Annotated in this window: 14 protein-coding genes; 11 read left to right on the forward strand and 3 right to left on the reverse strand. The window is 70.2% G+C overall.

The window, feature by feature from the left end:
• Positions 1-175: 175 nt before the first annotated feature.
• A complete protein-coding gene (locus ACFWDI_RS01650; protein WP_385300683.1) occupies positions 176-1,897 on the reverse strand; it encodes a dolichyl-phosphate-mannose--protein mannosyltransferase in 1,722 nt (573 codons plus the stop codon).
• Between the two features lie 62 nt (positions 1,898-1,959).
• On the opposite strand from ACFWDI_RS01650, the gene rsmI reads away from it, so the two are divergent.
• From rsmI to ACFWDI_RS01685, 7 genes are all read left to right on the forward strand, one after another.
• A complete protein-coding gene (gene rsmI, locus ACFWDI_RS01655; protein ID WP_385300684.1) occupies positions 1,960-2,877 on the forward strand; it encodes a 16S rRNA (cytidine(1402)-2'-O)-methyltransferase in 918 nt (305 codons plus the stop codon).
• A 128-nt stretch (positions 2,878-3,005) separates the two neighbouring features.
• Positions 3,006-3,440, forward strand: a complete 435-nt coding sequence (locus ACFWDI_RS01660; protein WP_385300685.1) for a hypothetical protein — start codon at positions 3,006-3,008, stop codon at positions 3,438-3,440.
• 53 nt (positions 3,441-3,493) lie between these two features.
• Positions 3,494-4,363 carry a TatD family hydrolase gene (locus ACFWDI_RS01665; protein ID WP_385300686.1) on the forward strand — a complete coding sequence of 290 codons (870 nt, stop codon included), beginning with the start codon at positions 3,494-3,496 and terminating at the stop codon, positions 4,361-4,363.
• 270 nt (positions 4,364-4,633) lie between these two features.
• Positions 4,634-6,025, forward strand: coding sequence for a ubiquitin-like domain-containing protein (locus ACFWDI_RS01670; RefSeq protein WP_385300833.1), 1,392 nt, complete (start codon positions 4,634-4,636; stop codon positions 6,023-6,025).
• Positions 6,022-6,882 carry a 16S rRNA (adenine(1518)-N(6)/adenine(1519)-N(6))-dimethyltransferase RsmA gene (gene rsmA / locus ACFWDI_RS01675; RefSeq protein WP_385300688.1) on the forward strand — a complete coding sequence of 287 codons (861 nt, stop codon included), beginning with the start codon at positions 6,022-6,024 and terminating at the stop codon, positions 6,880-6,882. The genes ACFWDI_RS01670 and rsmA overlap by 4 nt, the downstream gene beginning before the upstream one ends.
• Positions 6,879-7,778, forward strand: coding sequence for a 4-(cytidine 5'-diphospho)-2-C-methyl-D-erythritol kinase (locus ACFWDI_RS01680; RefSeq protein ID WP_385300689.1), 900 nt, complete (start codon positions 6,879-6,881; stop codon positions 7,776-7,778). Before rsmA ends, ACFWDI_RS01680 begins: the two co-directional genes overlap by 4 nt.
• Positions 7,779-7,938: 160 nt before the next feature.
• Positions 7,939-9,288 (forward strand): acyltransferase, encoded by a 1,350-nt coding sequence (locus tag ACFWDI_RS01685; RefSeq protein ID WP_385300690.1) that lies wholly within the window; start codon positions 7,939-7,941, stop codon positions 9,286-9,288.
• Between the two features lie 110 nt (positions 9,289-9,398).
• Here ACFWDI_RS01685 and ACFWDI_RS01690 read toward each other — a convergent pair whose 3' ends face one another.
• On the reverse strand, positions 9,399-11,102 hold the full coding sequence (locus ACFWDI_RS01690) for a lysyl oxidase family protein (RefSeq protein ID WP_385300691.1): 1,704 nt from the start codon (positions 11,100-11,102) through the stop codon (positions 9,399-9,401).
• A gap of 300 nt (positions 11,103-11,402) precedes the next feature.
• On the opposite strand from ACFWDI_RS01690, the gene ACFWDI_RS01695 reads away from it, so the two are divergent.
• Positions 11,403-13,214, forward strand: coding sequence for an ABC-F family ATP-binding cassette domain-containing protein (locus tag ACFWDI_RS01695; RefSeq protein ID WP_385300692.1), 1,812 nt, complete (start codon positions 11,403-11,405; stop codon positions 13,212-13,214).
• 402 nt (positions 13,215-13,616) lie between these two features.
• Here the strand turns inward: ACFWDI_RS01695 and ACFWDI_RS01700 are convergent, their stop codons facing one another.
• Positions 13,617-13,772 (reverse strand): hypothetical protein, encoded by a 156-nt coding sequence (locus ACFWDI_RS01700; protein ID WP_385300693.1) that lies wholly within the window; start codon positions 13,770-13,772, stop codon positions 13,617-13,619.
• Between ACFWDI_RS01700 and ACFWDI_RS01705 the strand changes: the two genes are divergently transcribed.
• The 3 genes from ACFWDI_RS01705 (at position 13,763) to ACFWDI_RS01715 (ending at position 18,308) form a co-directional block, all read left to right on the forward strand.
• Complete coding sequence (locus ACFWDI_RS01705) at positions 13,763-14,548, forward strand: hypothetical protein (RefSeq protein WP_385300694.1); 786 nt, start codon at positions 13,763-13,765, stop codon at positions 14,546-14,548. The genes ACFWDI_RS01700 and ACFWDI_RS01705 overlap by 10 nt on opposite strands.
• Positions 14,549-14,616: 68 nt before the next feature.
• Positions 14,617-16,401, forward strand: a complete 1,785-nt coding sequence (locus ACFWDI_RS01710) for a PQQ-binding-like beta-propeller repeat protein (protein WP_385300695.1) — start codon at positions 14,617-14,619, stop codon at positions 16,399-16,401.
• A gap of 53 nt (positions 16,402-16,454) precedes the next feature.
• Positions 16,455-18,308, forward strand: coding sequence for a PQQ-binding-like beta-propeller repeat protein (locus ACFWDI_RS01715; RefSeq protein WP_385300696.1), 1,854 nt, complete (start codon positions 16,455-16,457; stop codon positions 18,306-18,308).
• Positions 18,309-18,399 lie beyond the last annotated feature (91 nt).

The raw sequence follows: 18,399 nt of genomic DNA on the forward strand, positions 1-18,399 counted from the left end.
CACGTACAGCCAACCGATTTCGGGTGCAGGGCCGGTAGTTCCGCTCGGGTCGTCGCGCCGCGGACCGATCTGCCAACCGAGTTCGGCTCGCTGTCGAAGGGTGACCGGACACGACCAGCAAGCCGGCGACGACCACGGCGGGCACAAAAGATGTGAGCGCCCGCCACCGTTCCTGCTACACCCAGGTGTCCAGCCACATCCGGTTGCGCCAGTCCTCCACCGGGATCGGTCTGCCCGTGTACAGCGGATAGAAGTAGATGAAGTTCCAGATGATCAGCAGCACCAGCACCCCCGCGCCGATCGCTCCGATCGCCCTCCTGCGTTCGTCCGAGCCCGGTGGACCGAGGATCGCGCCGATCATCATCGCGACCGCCAGACACAGGAACGGCACGAACACCACCGCGTAGAACAGGAAGATCGTGCGTTCCTGGTAGAAGAACCACGGCACCCAGCCCGCCGCGATGCCGCAGGCGATCGCGCCCGCGCGCCAGTCCCGGCGGAACAGCCAGCGCCACAGGATGTAGCAGATCGCGAAGCAGGCCGCCCACCACAGCAGTGGTGTGCCGAGCGCCAGTACCTCCCGGGCGCACTTGTCCCCGGCGTCCGGCGGGCAGCCCCCGGTGCCCGCGTTCGGGTCCTCGTAGAAGTACGAGACCGGGCGGCCCAGCACGATCCAGCTCCACGGGTTCGACTGGTACGTGTGGCCGGAGGTCAGATTGACGTGGAACTCGTAGACCTCGTTCTCGTAGTGCCACAGGCTGCGCAGCCAGTCCGGCAGCCAGGTCCAGCTGCCGCCCTTGCCATCCGTCCGGGCCCAGTTCCTGAAGTAGCCCTTGTCCGTGACGATCCAGCCGGTCCAGGACGCGATGTACGTCGCGATCGCGACCGGCACCGTCGAGACGAAGGCCGGCACCACGTCCTTCCTCAGCACCGTCTGGTACGGGTGCACCGCGCCCGCCGTCCGGCGGGCGCCCACGTCCCACAGGACGGTCATCAGGCAGAACGCGACCATCACATACAGGCCGTTCCACTTGGTGCCGGCGGCCAGGCCCAGCATCAGGCCCGCAGCCAGCCGCCATGGACGCCAGCCGAGGCGCAGCGTCTCCGCGACCGTCGCATCCGGGCGCAGCACGCCCTCCTCGTCCGTCGGCAGCGCCGCCGCGAGCCGTTGCCGCGCCCGGTCCCGGTCGACGACCAGGCAGCCGAAGGCGGCCAGCACGAAGAACATCAGCACCTGGTCGAGCAGCGCCGTGCGGCTCATCACGAAGTGCAGTCCGTCCACGGCGAGCAGCGCACCCGCCAGGCAACCCAGGAACGTCGAGCGGAACAGCCGCCGGCCGATCCGGCAGAGCATCAGCACCGACAGCGTGCCGAGCACGAAGACCATGAAGCGCCAGCCGAAGGGCGTGAACCCGAAGAAGTGCTCGCCGAGGCCGATGACCCACTTGCCGACCGGCGGATGCACCACATAGCCGGGGTCGGTCGGGATCGGGACGCTCGACGGATCCTTGAGGATCAGCTTGTCGACATCCTTCGGCCAGCTGCCCTCGTACCCCTGATTGATCAGGGCCCAGGCGTCCTTCGCGTAGTACGTCTCGTCGAATATCACCGCCTTCGGCCTGCCGAGGTTCCAGAACCGCAGCACGCCCGCGACCAGCGCCACCAGCAGCGGCCCGCCCCATGCCGCCCAGCGCAGCAGCGGGTTCACGACCGACGGCGGGATGCCGAAGACCGGCCACAGCCGCTCGGAGGGGCTCGTGTAGGGCGGCACCAGGCGTTCGCGCAGCCCGATCACGGGCCGGGGCACGTAGCCGAATCTGCGCAGCCGCTGCTGCCAGCCGGGTGGCTGCTGATCGGCGTCCTTGCCCTGCTGGGTCTGTGGCGCGGTACTGGTCACCGCGCCATCGTAGGGAACGCGACTGTGCGAGTCGTACGTCCGGTCCTGCGAGGATGGCGTATGTGACAACTGTGCTCTCCCGGGGGACGACCCCCGGACCCCCGACAGGCGTGCTGGTACTCGCAGGGACCCCCATCGGTGATGTCGCCGACGCACCGCCCCGGCTCGCCGCCGAGCTGGAGCGCGCCGACATCGTGGCCGCGGAGGACACCCGGCGACTGCGCAGGCTCACCCAGGCGCTCGGCGTGCACACGCAGGGGCGCGTCGTGTCGTACTTCGAGGGCAATGAGTCCGCCCGTACGCCGGAGCTGGTCGAGGCGCTGACCGGCGGCTCCCGGGTGCTGCTGGTGACCGATGCCGGCATGCCGTCCGTCTCCGACCCCGGTTACCGGCTGGTCGCCGCCGCTGTCGAGCAGGACATCAAGGTCACTGCGGTGCCGGGTCCGTCCGCCGTACTGACCGCGCTGGCCCTGTCCGGGCTGCCCGTGGACCGCTTCTGCTTCGAGGGTTTTCTGCCGCGCAAGGCGGGCGAGCGGCTCGGCCGGCTGCGCGAGGTCGAGAACGAGCGGCGCACTCTCGTCTACTTCGAGGCCCCGCACCGGCTCGACGACACCCTCGCCGCGATGGCCGAGGTCTTCGGCGCCGAGCGCCGGGCCGCCGTCTGCCGCGAGCTGACGAAGACGTACGAGGAGGTCAAGCGCGGCGGTCTCGGTGAGCTGGCGGCCTGGGCGGCCGAGGGCGTACGTGGCGAGATCACTGTCGTCGTCGAGGGTGCGCCCGAGTCGGGGCCCGGGGATCTCGACCCGGCCGAGCTGGTGCGCAGGGTGCGGGTGCGCGAGGAGGCAGGCGAACGGCGCAAGGAGGCCATTGCGGCGGTCGCCGCTGACGCGGGGCTTCCCAAGCGCGAGGTCTTCGATGCCGTGGTGGCGGCAAAGAATGCGGATCGGCCGGTCCCTGCGGACGGTAAAGGACTATCGTAAAAGGCAAAGGGTAGACCGTGTCCTGACCTTTTCTGCATGGGAACGCCAAAAACCAGACCATTAATCGACAGGCGCTGATGCGCTCCCGCCGGTATGGGCGTCCACTGGGTCAGTGGAGAGGAGCTGGCATGAGTGAGATCACAGGCACCGCCAAGGTCCACGAGGCGTATGCCTTCGCCTGCATGCGCTGCGGGCACGGCTGGGAGCAGTCCTACGAGATAGAGCACCACGTCGACACCAACGGCCAGGAATTCGTTGTCTATAAGGCCGCGGGCGCGCGAGTGCCGTCCCCGCTCTCGAGCCCGAACTGCATCAACTGCGGCGGACATGTCGTACGGATCATGCGGTCCGGACAGGTCTCCTCGGTACGGAACCTGATGTCGCCACCCGCTGAGAAGAAGTCCGTCCCGGCCGCCGCCGCGGCGCCCGTGGAGCGCGAGTCGGTGGAGAGGGAGTCGGCGGAGAGGGCGGTGCCCGAAGTGGCGGGCGCCGAGCAGGCCCAGCCGACGGAACCTCACCACTGGCACCTCTCCGACCTCCTGCACCCGTTCCACCGCAAGTGAGGCTGTTCCACCGGGAGTGAGACGCAGGGCGCGAGCCTCGTAGGATCGCGCCCATGAGTTCGAAGTCCGCACCACCGCCGCTGCCCGCACCGCTCGGCGTGCCGGTCACCGATTCGCACACCCACCTGGACATGCAGGAGGGCACGGTCGAGGAGGCACTGGCGAGGGCCGCGGCCGTCGGCGTGACTGCGGTGGTCCAGGTGGGCTGCGACATCAAGGGCTCCCGCTGGGCCGCGGAGACGGCCGCCGCGCACGACAGCGTGCACGCAGCCGTCGCCCTGCACCCCAATGAGGCGCCACGCATCGTGCACGGCGACCCCGATGGCTGGTCGCGGCAGGGTGTGCGGGAGGCGGGCGGCGACAGCGCGCTGGACGACGCGCTCACCGAGATCGACCGAATGGCCGCACTCCCGCAGGTGCGCGCGGTCGGCGAGACCGGCCTGGACTCCTTCCGTACGGGCCCCGAGGGCATGGCCGCCCAGGAACGCTCCTTCCGGGCCCATATCGAGATCGCCAAACGGCACGGCAAGGCGCTGGTCATCCACGACCGCGAGGCGCACGCCGATGTCCTGCGGATTCTCGCGGAGGAGGGCGCCCCCGAACGCACCGTCTTCCACTGCTATTCGGGTGACGCGGAAATGGCCGAAGTGTGTGCGGCCGCAGGCTATTTCATGTCCTTCGCCGGCAATGTGACCTTCAAGAACGCGCAGCCGCTGCGGGACGCGCTCGCCGTCGCCCCGGCGGAGCTCGTACTCGTCGAAACGGATGCACCGTTTCTCACACCGGCGCCGTACCGCGGTCGGCCCAATGCGCCCTATCTCATTCCGGTCACGCTGCGCGCGATGGCGGCGGTGAAAGGCCTCGACGAGGACACGCTGGCCGCGGCGATCTCGGCCAATACGGCTCGCGCATTTGATTACTGAGGGTTAACTCGGAGAGTGCCGCCGGCTCCGGCGGCGGGCTCGGCGCGGAAAATGTCACCACTCTGCGTAGTCGAGCCGCTTTGGAGAGTGACCACAGCTTCGCTAGTGTCCCGGCCCTGCAACGCCATCGCGCGGACCGGACCGGACCTACGGAGCGTCGTGAGCAATTCGCAGGGCAGTGACCGAAGAGGGCGCGGCCGTCGCCGCGCCACCGCCAGGACAGCGGAGCCGTACGAGGCGCCCGAGCCGTTTTACGAGGCGCCCGAGCCGATGCCGTACGACGTGCCCGAGCCGTTCTACGAAGCGACCGAGCCGATGCCGTACGAGCCGGCCGAGGTGTCGTACGACGTGCCCGAGCCGTTCTACGAAGCGCCCGAACCGCCGCCGCCGTACGACGTGCCCGAGCCCATGCCGTACGACGTGCCCGAGCCGCCGTTGTACGAAGCGCCCGCGTCGTCGCTGCCGAGCCGGAGCCCGGGTGCTGCCGTGCCGGCCATGGACGCCCCCGCCAGGGCGGGTGGCCGCGCCGAAGCCCGTCGCGCCGCCCGCCGCCGCAGGACCGTGGAGAAGCCCGGCACCCTCCGCCGGCTCGTCCCGCAGGCCCTCGTCGTCGCCTTCCTGGCCGGCGGCACCTCGGCCTTCGTCGCCAACGACAAGGCGGTACAGGTCAGCGTCGACGGCGTACCGCGCACCATGCACACCTTCGCCGACGATGTTCAGGAGCTCCTCGAGGACGAGGGCCTCGACATCACCGGGCACGACATCATCGCCCCGGCCCCCGGCGCGGCCCTCGCCAGCGGCGACCAGGTCATCGTCCGCTACGGCCGGCCCGTGATGCTCACCCTCGACGGCCGGCGTCGCCGGGTGTGGACCACCGCCCGCACGGTCGACGGCGCGCTGCGTCAGCTCGGAGTGCGGGCCGACGGTGCGTATCTGTCCGCCTCCCGCTCCTCGGCGATCTCCCGCACGGGCCTCGCGCTGGATGTACGCACCGAGCGCACCGTGACCTTGATGGCCGACGGGAGCGAGCGCACCATCCGTACGAACGCGGCGAGTGTGCGCGAGACGCTGGAGGAGGTGGGCATCGCGCTGCACGGGCAGGACACCACCTCCGTGCCGCTCACCAGCTTTCCGCGTGACGGCCAGACGATCAGCGTCACGCGGATCACCGGCGCCAAGGCGGTCCGCGAGGAGCCGATCGACTTCGAGACCGAGAAGACCGGGGACCCCTCGCTGGCCGCGGGCACCGAGGTCGTCGCACGTCCGGGGCGGCCGGGTGCGCGCCGGGTCACGTACGCCCTGCGGACGGTCAACGGGGTGCTGCAGAAGCCGAAGAAGATCGCCGAGGAGGTGGTGCGGGAGCCGGTCGCCCAGCAGGTGAAGGTGGGCACCAGGCGGCTGCCGGACTCCGTGGCGGGCGCGGACGGGATGAACTGGGGCGCTCTCGCGCAATGCGAGTCCGGCGGGCGGCCGGGGGCGGTCGATCCGTCGGGCGCCTACGGCGGGCTGTACCAGTTCGACACCCAGACCTGGCATGCGCTGGGCGGCGGCGGGCGGCCGCAGGACGCGTCCGCGGCGGAGCAGACGTACCGGGCGAAGAAGCTCTTCGTGCAAAGGGGGGCGAGTCCGTGGCCGCACTGCGGCCGTAGGCTGTATCGGTGAGCACCACTGAGCCCGACGCACTCCTCGGCCCCGCCGACATCCGTGAACTGGCCGCAGCGCTGGGCGTACGCCCCACCAAGCAGCGCGGCCAGAACTTCGTCATCGACGCCAATACGGTCCGCCGGATCGTACGGACCGCCGGGGTGCGGGAGGACGACGTCGTCGTCGAGGTCGGCCCCGGGCTCGGGTCGCTGACCCTGGCGCTGTTGGAGGCAGCGGACCGGGTCGTCGCCGTCGAGATCGACGATGTGCTGGCGGGTGCGCTGCCGTCGACGATCGCGGCCCGGATGCCGTCGCGCGCCGACCGCTTCTCGCTGGTCCACTCCGACGCGATGCTCGTCGAGGAGCTGCCGGGACCGCCGCCGACCGCGCTGGTCGCCAACCTCCCGTACAACGTCGCCGTGCCGGTCCTCCTCACCATGCTGGACCGCTTCCCGACGATCGAGCGGACGCTGGTGATGGTCCAGGCGGAGGTCGCGGACCGGCTCGCGGCCAAGCCGGGCAACAAGGTGTACGGAGTGCCTTCGGTGAAGGCGAACTGGTACGCGGAGGTGAAGCGGGCGGGCTCGATCGGCCGGAACGTCTTCTGGCCGGCCCCGAATGTGGACTCGGGCCTCGTGTCCCTGGTTCGCCGCACCGAACCGCTGAAGACAACGGCCTCGAAGGCGGAGGTCTTCGCGGTGGTCGACGCGGCGTTCGCGCAGCGCCGTAAGACGCTGCGGGCGGCGCTGGCGGGCTGGGCCGGATCGCCGGCCGCGGCGGAGGCGGCGCTGGTCGGGGCCGGGATCTCCCCGCAGGCGCGCGGGGAAGCTCTGACGGTCGAGGAGTTCGCACGGATCGCGGAGGCCAAGGCGTGAGCGTCACGGTACGGGTCCCGGCGAAGGTGAACGTCCAGCTGGCGGTGGGCGGAGCGCGGCCCGACGGCTTCCACGACCTCGCGAATGTCTTCCTGGCGGTCGGCCTGTACGACGAGGTCACGGTGACCCCGGCCGAGTCGCTGACGATCACGTGCTCGGGCCCGGACGCGCATCAAGTCCCCCTGGACCGTACGAACTTGGCGGCGCGCGCGGCCGAACTGCTCGCGGCCCGCCACGGACTGTCCCCGGACGTTCACATACACATCGCCAAGGACATCCCGGTCGCGGGCGGCATGGCGGGTGGCAGCGCGGACGGCGCGGGTGCACTGCTGGCGTGCGACGCGCTGTGGGGTCTTGGCTCGTCGCGCTCCGAACTCCTCTCGATCTGCGCCGAGTTGGGCAGCGATGTGCCGTTCAGCCTGGTGGGCGGCGCGGCGCTGGGCACCGGCCGCGGCGAGCAGCTGACCGAGCTGGAGGTCGGCGGGGACTTCCACTGGGTGTTCGCGGTGGCGGACGGCGGCCTGTCGACGCCGGCGGTGTACGGAGAGTTCGACCGCCTCAACGAAGGCATCGCCGTCCCCGAGCCGATCGCGTCCCCCACGCTGCTCGAAGCCCTGCGCACGGGCGACGCGACGGCGCTGGCGGGCGCGCTCGCCAACGACCTGCAGCCCGCGGCGCTCTCGCTGCGCCCTTCGCTGTCCGCCACCCTCGCGGCGGGCACGGCGGCGGGCGCACTGGCGTCCCTGGTCTCGGGCTCGGGCCCGACGACGGCGTTCCTGACGAAGGACGAGGACGCGGCGCGGGGTGTGGCACAGGCGCTCCTGTCCTCGGGCACGTGCCGTACGGCACGGGTGGCGCCGTCCCCGGCGAGGGGTGCGACGGTGGTCGGGGCCTGAGGGCCACGCCCGGACCCCCTGCCCCGCAAACCCCTGCCCCGCAAACCCCCTGCCCCGAAACCCCCGCGTGCGAGGACGGGTGGGTGGGTGGAGGTACTCAGATCCCGGTTGAGTACGAGCGCCCTCACCAGCCCCCGCGCCCCCGCGGCACCGTACTCGCATGGGATCAAGCGTTCGTGAGCTCGCCGCTGCCACGCCCGGGACCCGGGACCGGTACATCGACCTGTTGCGGGTCGCCTCGCTGGGGACCGTCGTGCTCGGGCACTGGCTGATGGCCGTCGTCACCGGGGACGGCGTCGGGAATCTCCTCGCCGTCGTGCCCGAGCTGCAGCTGCTCACCTGGGGCCTGCAGATCATGCCGGTGTTCTTCTTCGTCGGCGGCTTCTCGCACGCCCTCTCGTACCGCTCCCTCGCCCGGAAGACCGACGGCTCCGTCTACGCCGCCTTCCTGAGGGCCCGGCTGCAGCGGCTGCTGCGGCCCACCATGGTCTTCATCCTGGTCTGGGGCGCGGCCGCACTGATCGTCCAGCTTCTCGGCAGTGGCAGTGGCAGTGGCAGTGGCAGTGACTCGACCGGGTTGATCGGCGTAGCGTTGCGGCTCGTCGCCCAGCCACTCTGGTTCATCGGTATCTACCTGGCGATGGTCGCCTTCACGCCGCCGCTGCTGAAGCTGCACGAGCGGTACGGCTGGGGCGTCTTCGGCGCGCTCGTCGCCGGTGCCGCGCTCGTGGACGTGCTGCGCTTCCTCGGCGGGGTGCCCTTCGTCGAGTTCCTGAACTTCGCCTTCGTCTGGCTCGCCGTCCACCAGCTCGGCTTCCTCCGTGCCGACGGCCGGATCCGGATGCCCTCCGCGCTCGCGGCCGCCGGACTCGTCGGTGCCGCGGGGCTGGTCGCGTTCGGCCCGTACCCCCTGAGCATGGTCGGGATGCCCGGCGAGAAGGTCTCCAACATGGCCCCGCCGACCCTCGCGCTCCTCTTCCACGGACTGTGGCTGGTCGGCGCGGTGGAGCTGCTCCGTACGCCCGGTACACGCTTTGTGCAGCGGGCCAGGGTCTGGCGGGCCGTCGTCGCCGCCAACGGCATCGCGATGACCGCGTTCCTGTGGCATCTCACCGCGATGCTCGGTGTGTACGGCGCGATGCTCGCCCTCGGCATACCGCTGCCCGCCCCCGCCTCCGGCGCCTGGTGGGCGCAGGTCCCCGTCCGTATCGCGGTGGCCGCCGTGGTGACCGCGCTGCTCGTCGCTGCCTTCCGCACCTTCGAGCGGCCGGTGACCGCGGCCCCCGGAGCCGCCGGAAAGGGCGGATCGGGGCCCGCCGCCGCCCTCGGGATCACGCTCTGCCTGTTCGGCGTGCTCGGTCTGTCGATGGTCGGCTTCGGCGGCATGCTGGAGGGCAGGTCCGCGATGCTGGTCGCCGTACGGGTCACCGCGCCCGTCGCCGTCGCCATGGCGCTCATCGGCTGGCTGCTGGTCGAGACGGCGGGCAGAGGCCGCCGGACCGCTTCCTAGCAGCCGCCTCTTCCTACGACCCTTTCCCGGGAGCCGCTTCCCGGGAGCCGGGCTCAAGGGTGTGCCCGGTCGCGGCCCGGCTATGGGCAGGGCTGCGACCGGGCCCCGGATCAGGGAGCGCTGATCAGATCGTGCGGAGGCACCTTCACCGTGCGGGCACCGGGCTTACCGCCCAGTACGACCTTGCGGAGCGCGACGTTGTTCTTCAGGTTCGTCTCCTGGAGGCGGTGTTCGGGGTTGGCGATCACCTGGATGTAGTAGGTGCCGTTCGGCAGGTCGGTGACGTCGAAGGACTGGCCGGGACGGTACTGGGTGTACGTGTCGCCGGAACCGACGTCGAGGACTTCGCGCACGGACACCGAGTTCTGCTCGCCGCAGGCGGTCGACAGATCCGTGTTGTTCGGGTGCCAGTTGGCGTTCTTCACCGTGTAGTCGATGGCGTCGGTGTTGGCCAGGCAGAAGGCCTCCTTGCCGCTGCGCACGATCTCGGCCTGGTTGGCGCTGAGCAGGCGGTAGCTGGCGAAGTCCTTGAAGTGCCAGTGTTCGTGGCCCACTCGCGGGTCCCACTCCATGGCGCCCGTGGGCGTGTACCCGATCTGCTTGCCGTTGGCGTCGTAGAAGTACTGGTAGGCGTCCATCAGGTTCTTGCCGGGGCTGCGGAAGCCGTCGACGACCAGTGGCGCGGGGCCCGCGTTCCAGACGTTGGCGCTGAAGGCCAGATAGTCCTTGCCGGGGACGTCCCCGTCCTCGCCGTCGGAGATGGCGATGTCCCATGCCGGGAGCGAACGCAGGTCGGGCTTGGGCACGTTGGGCACGCTCGCCCGGCCGGTCGGGCGGTGGGCGTTGGGCTGCAGCGCGGGCGCGTTCCGGGAGCCGTCGGTGTGTCCGGGCCCGTCTCCCAGGTGCGTCGCCGTGCCGCGGTCCTGCAGAGCGTGCGACAGCGCGGGCGGGGCGGGGGCGTCCGCACCGCGTCCGTCGACGCCGTAGTGGCTCGCGTGGCCCGACGCCGCGGCGCCGTGATCGGCGCCGTGCCCCGAGCCGTGCGCGGAGTGCCCGGCCATCGCCGAGTGCGCCGAGCGCGAGGCCGCCGGCCCGCCCCCGCCCTCGGTGACTTTCCGTACCTTCACCTTGATCGTCTTCTGTTCGTTCGCCATGCCGAACAGGTCGCGGTAGGTCTTCGCCACGGAGACCTTGGCGGTGTACTCGCCGGGAGGCAGATCGGCCGGGGCGGATTCGCGGCCCCGGCTGGTGTTGGCCGCCCAGCCCTTCTCGACACCCCACACGGAGCCGAGCGTGAAGGGGTTCCTGGGGCATTCCTCGGGGTACTTCGAGGTGGCCGGGGCGTCCGGCCGGATCCGGCCGGCGGCGCTGTTCGGGCAGAACGCCTGGGTGGTGTCCAGCACCTTCGCGCCGGACGCCTTGCTGATCGTCACCTTGAGGAAGCCCGGCAGGCCGGAGAAGTCCTTCACCAGACCCGCCGGAAGGGGCTTGGTCCGCGTCTTCTTCCCCTCGTGGATGATCTGCGCGGCGGTCACGGGCTTCTTGTAGGACGGGCGCGTGACCTTGAACTCCAGCGGCCCCCCGTCGACGGTGAGGTACGTCCCGAGGTCCAGATTGACCCCGGGCTCGCCCTCATAGCGGTCGAGTGTCACGGAGTCGGCGGCGGCGATCAGCTTGAGCTTGGGTGCGGTGGTCGTCGGCGCCGCTCCGGCGACCGGAGCGGCCCCGGTCGCGGCAGCGACCGCGGCGAGTGCCACGGCGACGGCCGCTGTACGGCGTAGGCGGGTACCAGAGGATATGGGATGTCTGGTCATCGGTTCCTCGTCTGCGAGTGCCACGACGGCATCGGACTGGTCAGAGCCCACGGCCGAACCGGCCGGACACGCCCCCGATGTGCCCGCTCCCTCAGGTGTGGCCCGGTACGACCTGTGCGGCCTGTGAGAGTTGGGCAGGGGTGTCCTGGTTGCTCGCGACAGGAAGGCGCTGAACGTTGGCCGAAAACGGGCCACAGGTCGTCCACGGGCCGCCGGAACCCGGCGATCCTCGGCTGCCGGAAACAGGTCCGGCCGGGCGACTACCCTGGACGTCGATCCATCCCCCGTCCCAGGAGTGAAATGGCCGTCAACCTCGTCAATGTCGAGGCAGTCAGCAAGGTGTACGGAACACGTGCCCTGCTCGACAGGATCTCCCTCGGCGTGTCCGAGGGGGACCGCATCGGCGTCGTCGGCCGCAACGGCGACGGCAAGACCACCCTCATCCGGATGCTCGCCAAGCTGGAGGAGCCCGACACCGGACGGGTCACCCAGAGCGGCGGGCTGCGGCTCGGGGTGCTCACCCAGCACGACTCGCTCGACCCCGAGGCCACCGTCCGGCACGAGGTCATCGGTGACATGGCCGACCACGAGTGGGCGGGCAACGCCAAGATCCGTGACGTACTCACCGGGCTCTTCGGCGACCTGCACCTGCCGGGCTTCGAACAGGGTCTGGACACGGTCATCGGGCCGCTCTCCGGCGGTGAGCGCCGCCGGATCGCGCTCGCCAAGCTGCTCATCGCCGAGCAGGACCTGATCGTCCTCGACGAGCCCACCAACCACCTCGACGTGGAGGGCATCGCCTGGCTGGCGAAGCATCTGCAGGCGCGCCGCTCGGCGCTCGTCTGCGTCACCCACGACCGCTGGTTCCTCGACCAGGTCTGCACGCGGATGTGGGACGTCCAGCGCGGAGCGGTGCACGAGTACGAGGGTGGCTACAGCGACTACGTCTTCGCGCGCGCCGAACGCGAGCGCATCGCGGCGACGGAGGAGGCCAAGCGGCAGAACCTGATGCGCAAGGAGCTCGCCTGGCTGCGGCGCGGAGCCCCCGCCCGTACCTCCAAGCCGCGCTACCGCATCGAGGCCGCGAACGAGCTGATCGCCGATGTGCCGCCGCCGCGCGACACCTCCGAGCTGATGAAGTTCGCCAACGCCCGCCTCGGCAAGACCGTCTTCGACCTGGAGGACGTGACCGTCCAGGCAGGCCCGAAGGTGCTGCTGAAGCACCTCACCTGGCAGCTCGGCCCCGGCGACCGTATCGGCCTCGTCGGCGTGAACGGCGCCGGCAAGACCTCGCTGCTGCGCGCCCTGGCGGAGGCGGCCCGCAGCGACGGCGACAAGCAGCCCGCCGGCGGCCGCGTCATCGTCGGCAAGACCGTGAAGCTGGCCTACCTCTCCCAGGAGGTCGGCGAACTCGACCCGGCCCTGCGGGTACTCGAGGCCGTGCAGCAGGTACGCGACCGGGTCGACCTCGGCAAGGGCCGTGAGATGACCGCGGGTCAGCTGTGCGAGCAGTTCGGCTTCACCAAGGACAAGCAGTGGACGCCTGTGGGTGACCTCTCCGGCGGTGAGCGGCGCAGGCTGCAGATTCTGCGGCTGCTGATGGACGAGCCGAACGTCCTCTTCCTCGACGAGCCCACCAACGACCTCGACATCGAGACGCTGACCCAGCTCGAGGACCTCCTCGACGGCTGGCCGGGTTCGATGGTCGTCATCTCGCACGACCGCTTCTTCATCGAGCGGACGACGGACAGGACGTTCGCGCTGCTCGGCGACGCCACACTGCGGATGCTGCCGCGCGGTATCGACGAGTATCTGGAGCGCAGGCAGCGGATGATCGAGGCCGCCGTGCCGACGCCGGCGCCCGCCTCCGCCGCGGTGGAGAAGCCGGCGGCCAAGTCCGCGGGCGACGCCCGCGCGGCGAAGAAGGAACTGCAGAAGATCGAGCGGCAGCTGAACAAGATCTCCGACCGGGAGACCAATCTGCACGCCCAAATCGCCGATAACGCCACGGACTTCGGGAAAGTGGCGAAACTGGATGCGGAGCTGCGTGAACTGATCGGCGAGCGCGACGAGTTGGAAATGCGCTGGCTCGAACTCGCCGAGGACGCGTAAAGGAGCGGTGCAGAGCGCGTAACAACCGCATCACGGGCCGGTCCTCCCTTGGGAACAGGGGTGGACCGGCCCCTTGTTCGAGCATGGCCGAGTGATAGAAAGAAGCTCCGCTCGACTGACCTGAAACAGCGCAGTCCATGTCCGAATCGCTCCTTCTCGGAGCAAACGCTCGCCGGAACAGCGGGGGAGACCGGCTCAGGCAGTGGGCCGCACCAAGGGGGACGTACCGATGACTCAGCCGCCCGGCCAGCAACAGCCGCAGGGTGGCTTTGGCGTTTCCCAGGGCTCGCAGCACGGGTTTCCGCAACCGCCTGCCCAGCCTCCGCAGATGCCGCCCGCGCAGCCCGGCCCGTACAACCAGCCGCCCGGTCCGTACGGTCAGCAGCCGGGGCCGTACAGCGGCTACTCGACCCAGCCGCAGTACGCGGGCGGACCCACCCCGCCCGGCGGTGGCTCCGGCTTCTTCACGGGCAGGCCCGGAGCCATCATCGGCGCGGCGGTCGCGGGCCTGCTGGTGCTCGGCGGCGGTACCTGGTTCGCGCTCAGCGGTGACGGCAAGGACGGCGTCCTCCCGCTGCCTGCCCCACGGTTTCGCGGGCGGCACCAGGCTGATCGCCGCCGCGAGCTGCCCCACCAGCGACGCGGAGAACTTCAAGCAGGAGATCCAGGAGGTCGACCCGGCCACCGGCAAGGCCAGGTGGACGTACGCGCTCCCCTCCGACTGGGAGGTCGAGAAGGTCTACTCGGTCAGCCCGGTCGTCGTCTCCATCAGGCTGCAGATCAACGAGTCCCTCGACAACGTCAAACGGCGGGTCATCTCCCTTACGGACAGCGGAAAGCTGCGCTCGCAGCTCCAGGTCGGCAAGGACAAGTTCGAGCCGCGCTGCACCAGTTCGACCATCGCCTTCCGCGGGGACATCCAGGGGTGGTGCACCGGCGTCGCCGCGGACGCGTCCACCCTCTATCTGGCCACGGAGCCGGCCGAGACCAACGAGGTCGTGGCCTTCAGCCTGGACACTGGCAAGCCCAAGTGGCGTTCAACGGCGGGACTCGACCGCACGATGATGCCGGTCACCGTGGAGAACGGCAGCGTCGTGGTCTACATCGCCCCGACCTTCAGCCTGGGTGGCGCGGTCGCGACCGTCGCGCCGGCGGGCGGTGCACCGAAAGCCGTGCTGAAGCACCCGCTGTCGACCGCCGAGATCGAGGCCGGCTTCAGCGAACCGCGGACGGTGTATGCGGACGGCCGGTTCTTCCTCACCGCTACCAGGATCACCGGGCTCGACGATGCCAGGGAGAGGGAGACGACAACACTGATGGCCTTCGGCAAGTGACCGCGTTCTGAGTCGTTCGGACAGCCCAACTCCTTCTCCCATCTCCCCATTTCCAGAGGTAAACACTCATGACACAGCCGCCGAACCAGCCGCCGCAGCCGCCGAACCAGCCGCCACAGGGAGGCTTCGGCGCTCCTCAGCCGCCCGCGCAGCCGCCGCAGATGCCGCCCGCCCCGCAGGGGCCGCCGCCCGCGACTCCTCCCGGGGCGCCCGGCTACGGCTACCCGCAACAGCCGCCCGCCCAGCCGGGTTACGGCTACCCGCAGCAGGCCCCCGGCCAGCCGGGTCCGTACAACCAGCAGCCCGGCCCGTACAACCAGCAGCCGGGTCCCTACGGCGGCTACCCGACCCAGCCGCAGTACCCCGGCGCGCCCACCCCGCCCGGTGGGGGCGGCGGTGGCATCGGCGGCTTCTTCAAGGGCAAGCCCGGCGTCGTCGTCGGCGCGGCCGTCGCCGCGCTGCTGGTGATCGGCGGCGGCACCTACCTCGCCGTCAGCGGCGGTGACGACGAGAAGGACGACAAGCAGAACGTCAGCAAGAGCGACGACCCCAAGCCGACGGGCTCGGTGTCCGTCGACCAGGGCGACGGCAGCGGCGACGGCCGTCAGACCGACGACGACCTCAACGCCGGGCGCAAGCCGGGCGAGGCGAAGGTCCTGTTCCTGACGAAGAACGATGTCGACCTGCCGCGCAACGGCGCCGATGTGTTCGGCCCGTGGGTCGTCGGCGACACCGTCGTCAAGGGCATGTACAAGGAGGTCGTCGGCTACTCGGCGACCGACGGCAAGAAGAAGTGGAGTCTGCCGCTCGGCGCCGAGATCTGCTCCGCGCCCGCGCAGACCTCCGCCGACGGCAAGATCGTCGTGGGGGTCAAGGACGGTCTCACCGAGAAGTCCAAGTGCCTCAATCTGCAGATGATCGACCTCAAGACCGGCAAGGCGGGCTGGAAGAAGCCGATTCCCAAGGCCAGTGGCGCCTTCAGCTCGCTCTCCGACTTCACTCTGTCGATCAGCGGCAACACCCTCGCGGCGGGGGGCAGCGGCAACTCCTACGGCTTCTCGATGGCCGACGGCAAGCAGCTCTTCAAGGGCCCGAGCGAGGGCTGCAAGCCGTTCGCCTTCGCGGGCGGCCCCAAGCTGATCGCCGCGGCGAGCTGCCCGACGTCGGACTACAACAAGCCCAAGCAGCAGCTGTCGGAGGTCGACCCGGCCACCGGCAAGCCCAAGTGGACATTCAACGCTCCGGTCGGCTGGGAGATCGACAAGGTCTACTCGGCCAGCCCGCTGGTCATCTCCCTGACGCAGCGTGAGCCGAAGAAGTGGTCCATCGTCGCGCTGAAGGACAACGGCACGGTGCGCTCGCAGATCGACGGCGGCAAGGACAAGTTCCAGCCGCGTTGCGGCGGTTCGTTCGTGGTCTTCGGCCAGAACCTCGAGGGCTGCACCGGCGTCGCCGCCGACGCGAGCACGTTCTACATGTCGACCGAGCCGGCCCGGGCGGGCGGGGCCAACGAGGTCGTCGCGTTCAATCTCGACACCGGCAAGCCCAAGTGGCGTTCGCCCGCGGGCGGCGACACTTCGATGACGCCGCTGGGCATGCAGGACGGGAGCGTACTCGTCTACAAGGAAGCGTCGTACGACAAGGGCGGTGCGGTCGCCACGATCGCGCCGACGGGTGGCGCGCCGAAGGTGCTGCTGCAGCACCCGGCCTCGACCGCTGAGATCGAGAACTCCTTCTACTCCGCCAAGATGGTGTACGCGGACGGCCGGTTCTTCATCGCGAGTGGCCGCGTCAGCGCCAGCAACGACGCGGAGGAGAAGGAGACGAAGACCTTGATGGCCTTCGGCAAGTGACCGCGTCCTGAGTCCTTCAGGCCCAACTCCCCTTCTCCAGAGGTAAGTACGCCATGACGCAGCCACCACCCCCGCCGAACCAACCGCCGGGACCGCCGCCGAACCAGCCGCCGGGGCCGCCGCCGCAGGGCGGGTTCGGCGCTCCGCAGGATCCGCCGCCCGGCGGCTTCGGAGCCCCGACGCCGCCACCCGCGCAGGGCCCTTCGTACGGCTATCCGCAGACGCAGCCGCCCGCCCAGCCGCCGCAGGGCCAGCCCGGTTACGGCTATCCGCAGGCGCCGGGCCAGGCGCCCGGCTACGGCTACCCGCAGACGCCTCCGGCCGGACAGCCGCCGGCCCAGCCGGGCTACGGCTACCCGACCACGCCCATGCAGCCGCAGTACGCGCAGCCGCAGTACGCACAGCCCCAGCCCGGCGGCAGTGGCGGTGGCGGCGGCAAGAAGCTGAGCACGCAGATGCAGATCATCATCGCGGCGTCGCTCGCCGTGGTGCTGATCGTCGTCGGCGGCATCTGGTTCGCCTCCAAGGACGACGACGGCGGCGGCAAGAAGGACGAGAGCAAGAACAGCTCGGGCGGCGGCTCCGAGGGCTCCAACGGCGGTTCCACCGGCGGCGGCAAGGCCGCCGACGGCCCCGGCAAGGAGCAGGCGCCCGCGAACATCCACTCCAAGGTGGCCTTCCAGCTGCCGGAGCCCGTGCGCACCGACCTCACGAGCGTCAAGGGCTCCTGGGTCACCGACAAGGCCTACGTCAAGCCCGGGATCAATTCGATCGTCGGCTACGACGTGGCCAAGGGCACCCCGCTGTGGACCGTCCCGCTCCCGGGTCAGGTCTGCGCGGCCTCGCGCCATGTGTCCAAGGACTTCAAGGCCGCGATCGTCTTCGAGGCCGCCAAGCGGACTCCGCCGAAGAACTTCCAGCCGTGCACCGAGGTCGGCGTCGTCGATCTCAACACCGGCAAGCTGCTGTGGAGCAAGTCCGTCACCAGCGCCAAGTCCGGTGACTCCAAGGCCCAGTTCGGAGAGGTCACCCAGAGCGGCACCACGGTCGCCGCGGGCGGCACCGACGGCGGTGGGGCGTTCGACCTCAACAGCGGCGCGGTCCGCTGGAAGCCCACGGTCAACGGCGAGCAGTGCTACGACATGGGGTACGGCGGCGGCGAGGCGCTCGTCGCGGTCCGCAAGTGCGGTTCGTACGACAACGCGCAGGTCAGCATCCAGGGCCTGAACCCGGCCAACGGCACCCCGCTGTTCTCGTACAAGCTGCCGCCCGGCGTCGGCTACGCGAGCATCGTCTCCACCAAGCCGCTGGTCGTCGCCGCCAACGTCGGCGACACGGGCTCGGGCGGCATCTCGGACTTCTTCTCGCTCGACGAGAAGGGTGCGTTGCGCGCCAAGATCCCGGCCACCGGTGACAAGTACGAGGCGCGGTGCGATTCCACCGAGGTCGAGGAGTGCCAGAAGGTCGTCGTCGGAAACGGCAAGATCTACCTGCCGACCGCGGACCACGAGGGCACGGGGGAGTACGGCGACACCAACGAGATCCTCTCCTTCGACCTCGCCACCGGAAAGCCCACCAGCGACCGGGCCGACGCGGGCGACCGGTACACGATGTTCCCGATCCGGATGGACGGCGGCAACATCATCGCCTACAGGTGGCCCCCCTATGACAAGGGCGGCCAGGTCATCAGCATCGACGGCGCCACCTTCAAGCAGACGGTGCTGATGGACAATCCGGCCGACAAGCCGGTCCGTGAGGCGGAGACCAGCTTCTCCTCGGACTACGCCGAGTACCGCTACGCGAACGGCCGGCTGTACATCGGCGCGGTCCTGATGAGCAAGCCGACCTCATCCGGCGCGTCGTTCGGGAAGAAGTACCTGGCTGTCGCCTTCAGCACGGCCGACTGATTTCCGACCGGGCGCACGCCGCGCGCGGCACAACTCCGGTCAGTGGCCCGGCACATCGGTTCTCCGATGTGCCGGGCCTCAGTCATGACTA

Source organism: Streptomyces sp. NPDC060064, assembly GCF_042736455.1.
In the GTDB taxonomy this organism is placed as follows: Bacteria; Actinomycetota; Actinomycetes; order Streptomycetales; family Streptomycetaceae; genus Streptomyces.

What these genes read in the sequence shown, in the direction of transcription:
- ACFWDI_RS01685 (WP_385300690.1), top strand. Translation starts at nt 7,939, where the DNA reads ATGGGATCAAGCGTTCGTGAGCTCGCCGCTGCCACGCCCGGGACCCGG.
- ACFWDI_RS01715 (WP_385300696.1), top strand. Translation starts at nt 16,455, where the DNA reads ATGACGCAGCCACCACCCCCGCCGAACCAACCGCCGGGACCGCCGCCG.
- ACFWDI_RS01665 (WP_385300686.1), top strand. Translation starts at nt 3,494, where the DNA reads ATGAGTTCGAAGTCCGCACCACCGCCGCTGCCCGCACCGCTCGGCGTG.
- ACFWDI_RS01660 (WP_385300685.1), top strand. Translation starts at nt 3,006, where the DNA reads ATGAGTGAGATCACAGGCACCGCCAAGGTCCACGAGGCGTATGCCTTC.
- ACFWDI_RS01695 (WP_385300692.1), top strand. Translation starts at nt 11,403, where the DNA reads ATGGCCGTCAACCTCGTCAATGTCGAGGCAGTCAGCAAGGTGTACGGA.
- ACFWDI_RS01710 (WP_385300695.1), top strand. Translation starts at nt 14,617, where the DNA reads ATGACACAGCCGCCGAACCAGCCGCCGCAGCCGCCGAACCAGCCGCCA.
- ACFWDI_RS01670 (WP_385300833.1), top strand. Translation starts at nt 4,634, where the DNA reads ATGCCGTACGACGTGCCCGAGCCGTTCTACGAAGCGACCGAGCCGATG.
- ACFWDI_RS01690 (WP_385300691.1), bottom strand. Translation starts at nt 11,102, where the DNA reads ATGACCAGACATCCCATATCCTCTGGTACCCGCCTACGCCGTACAGCG.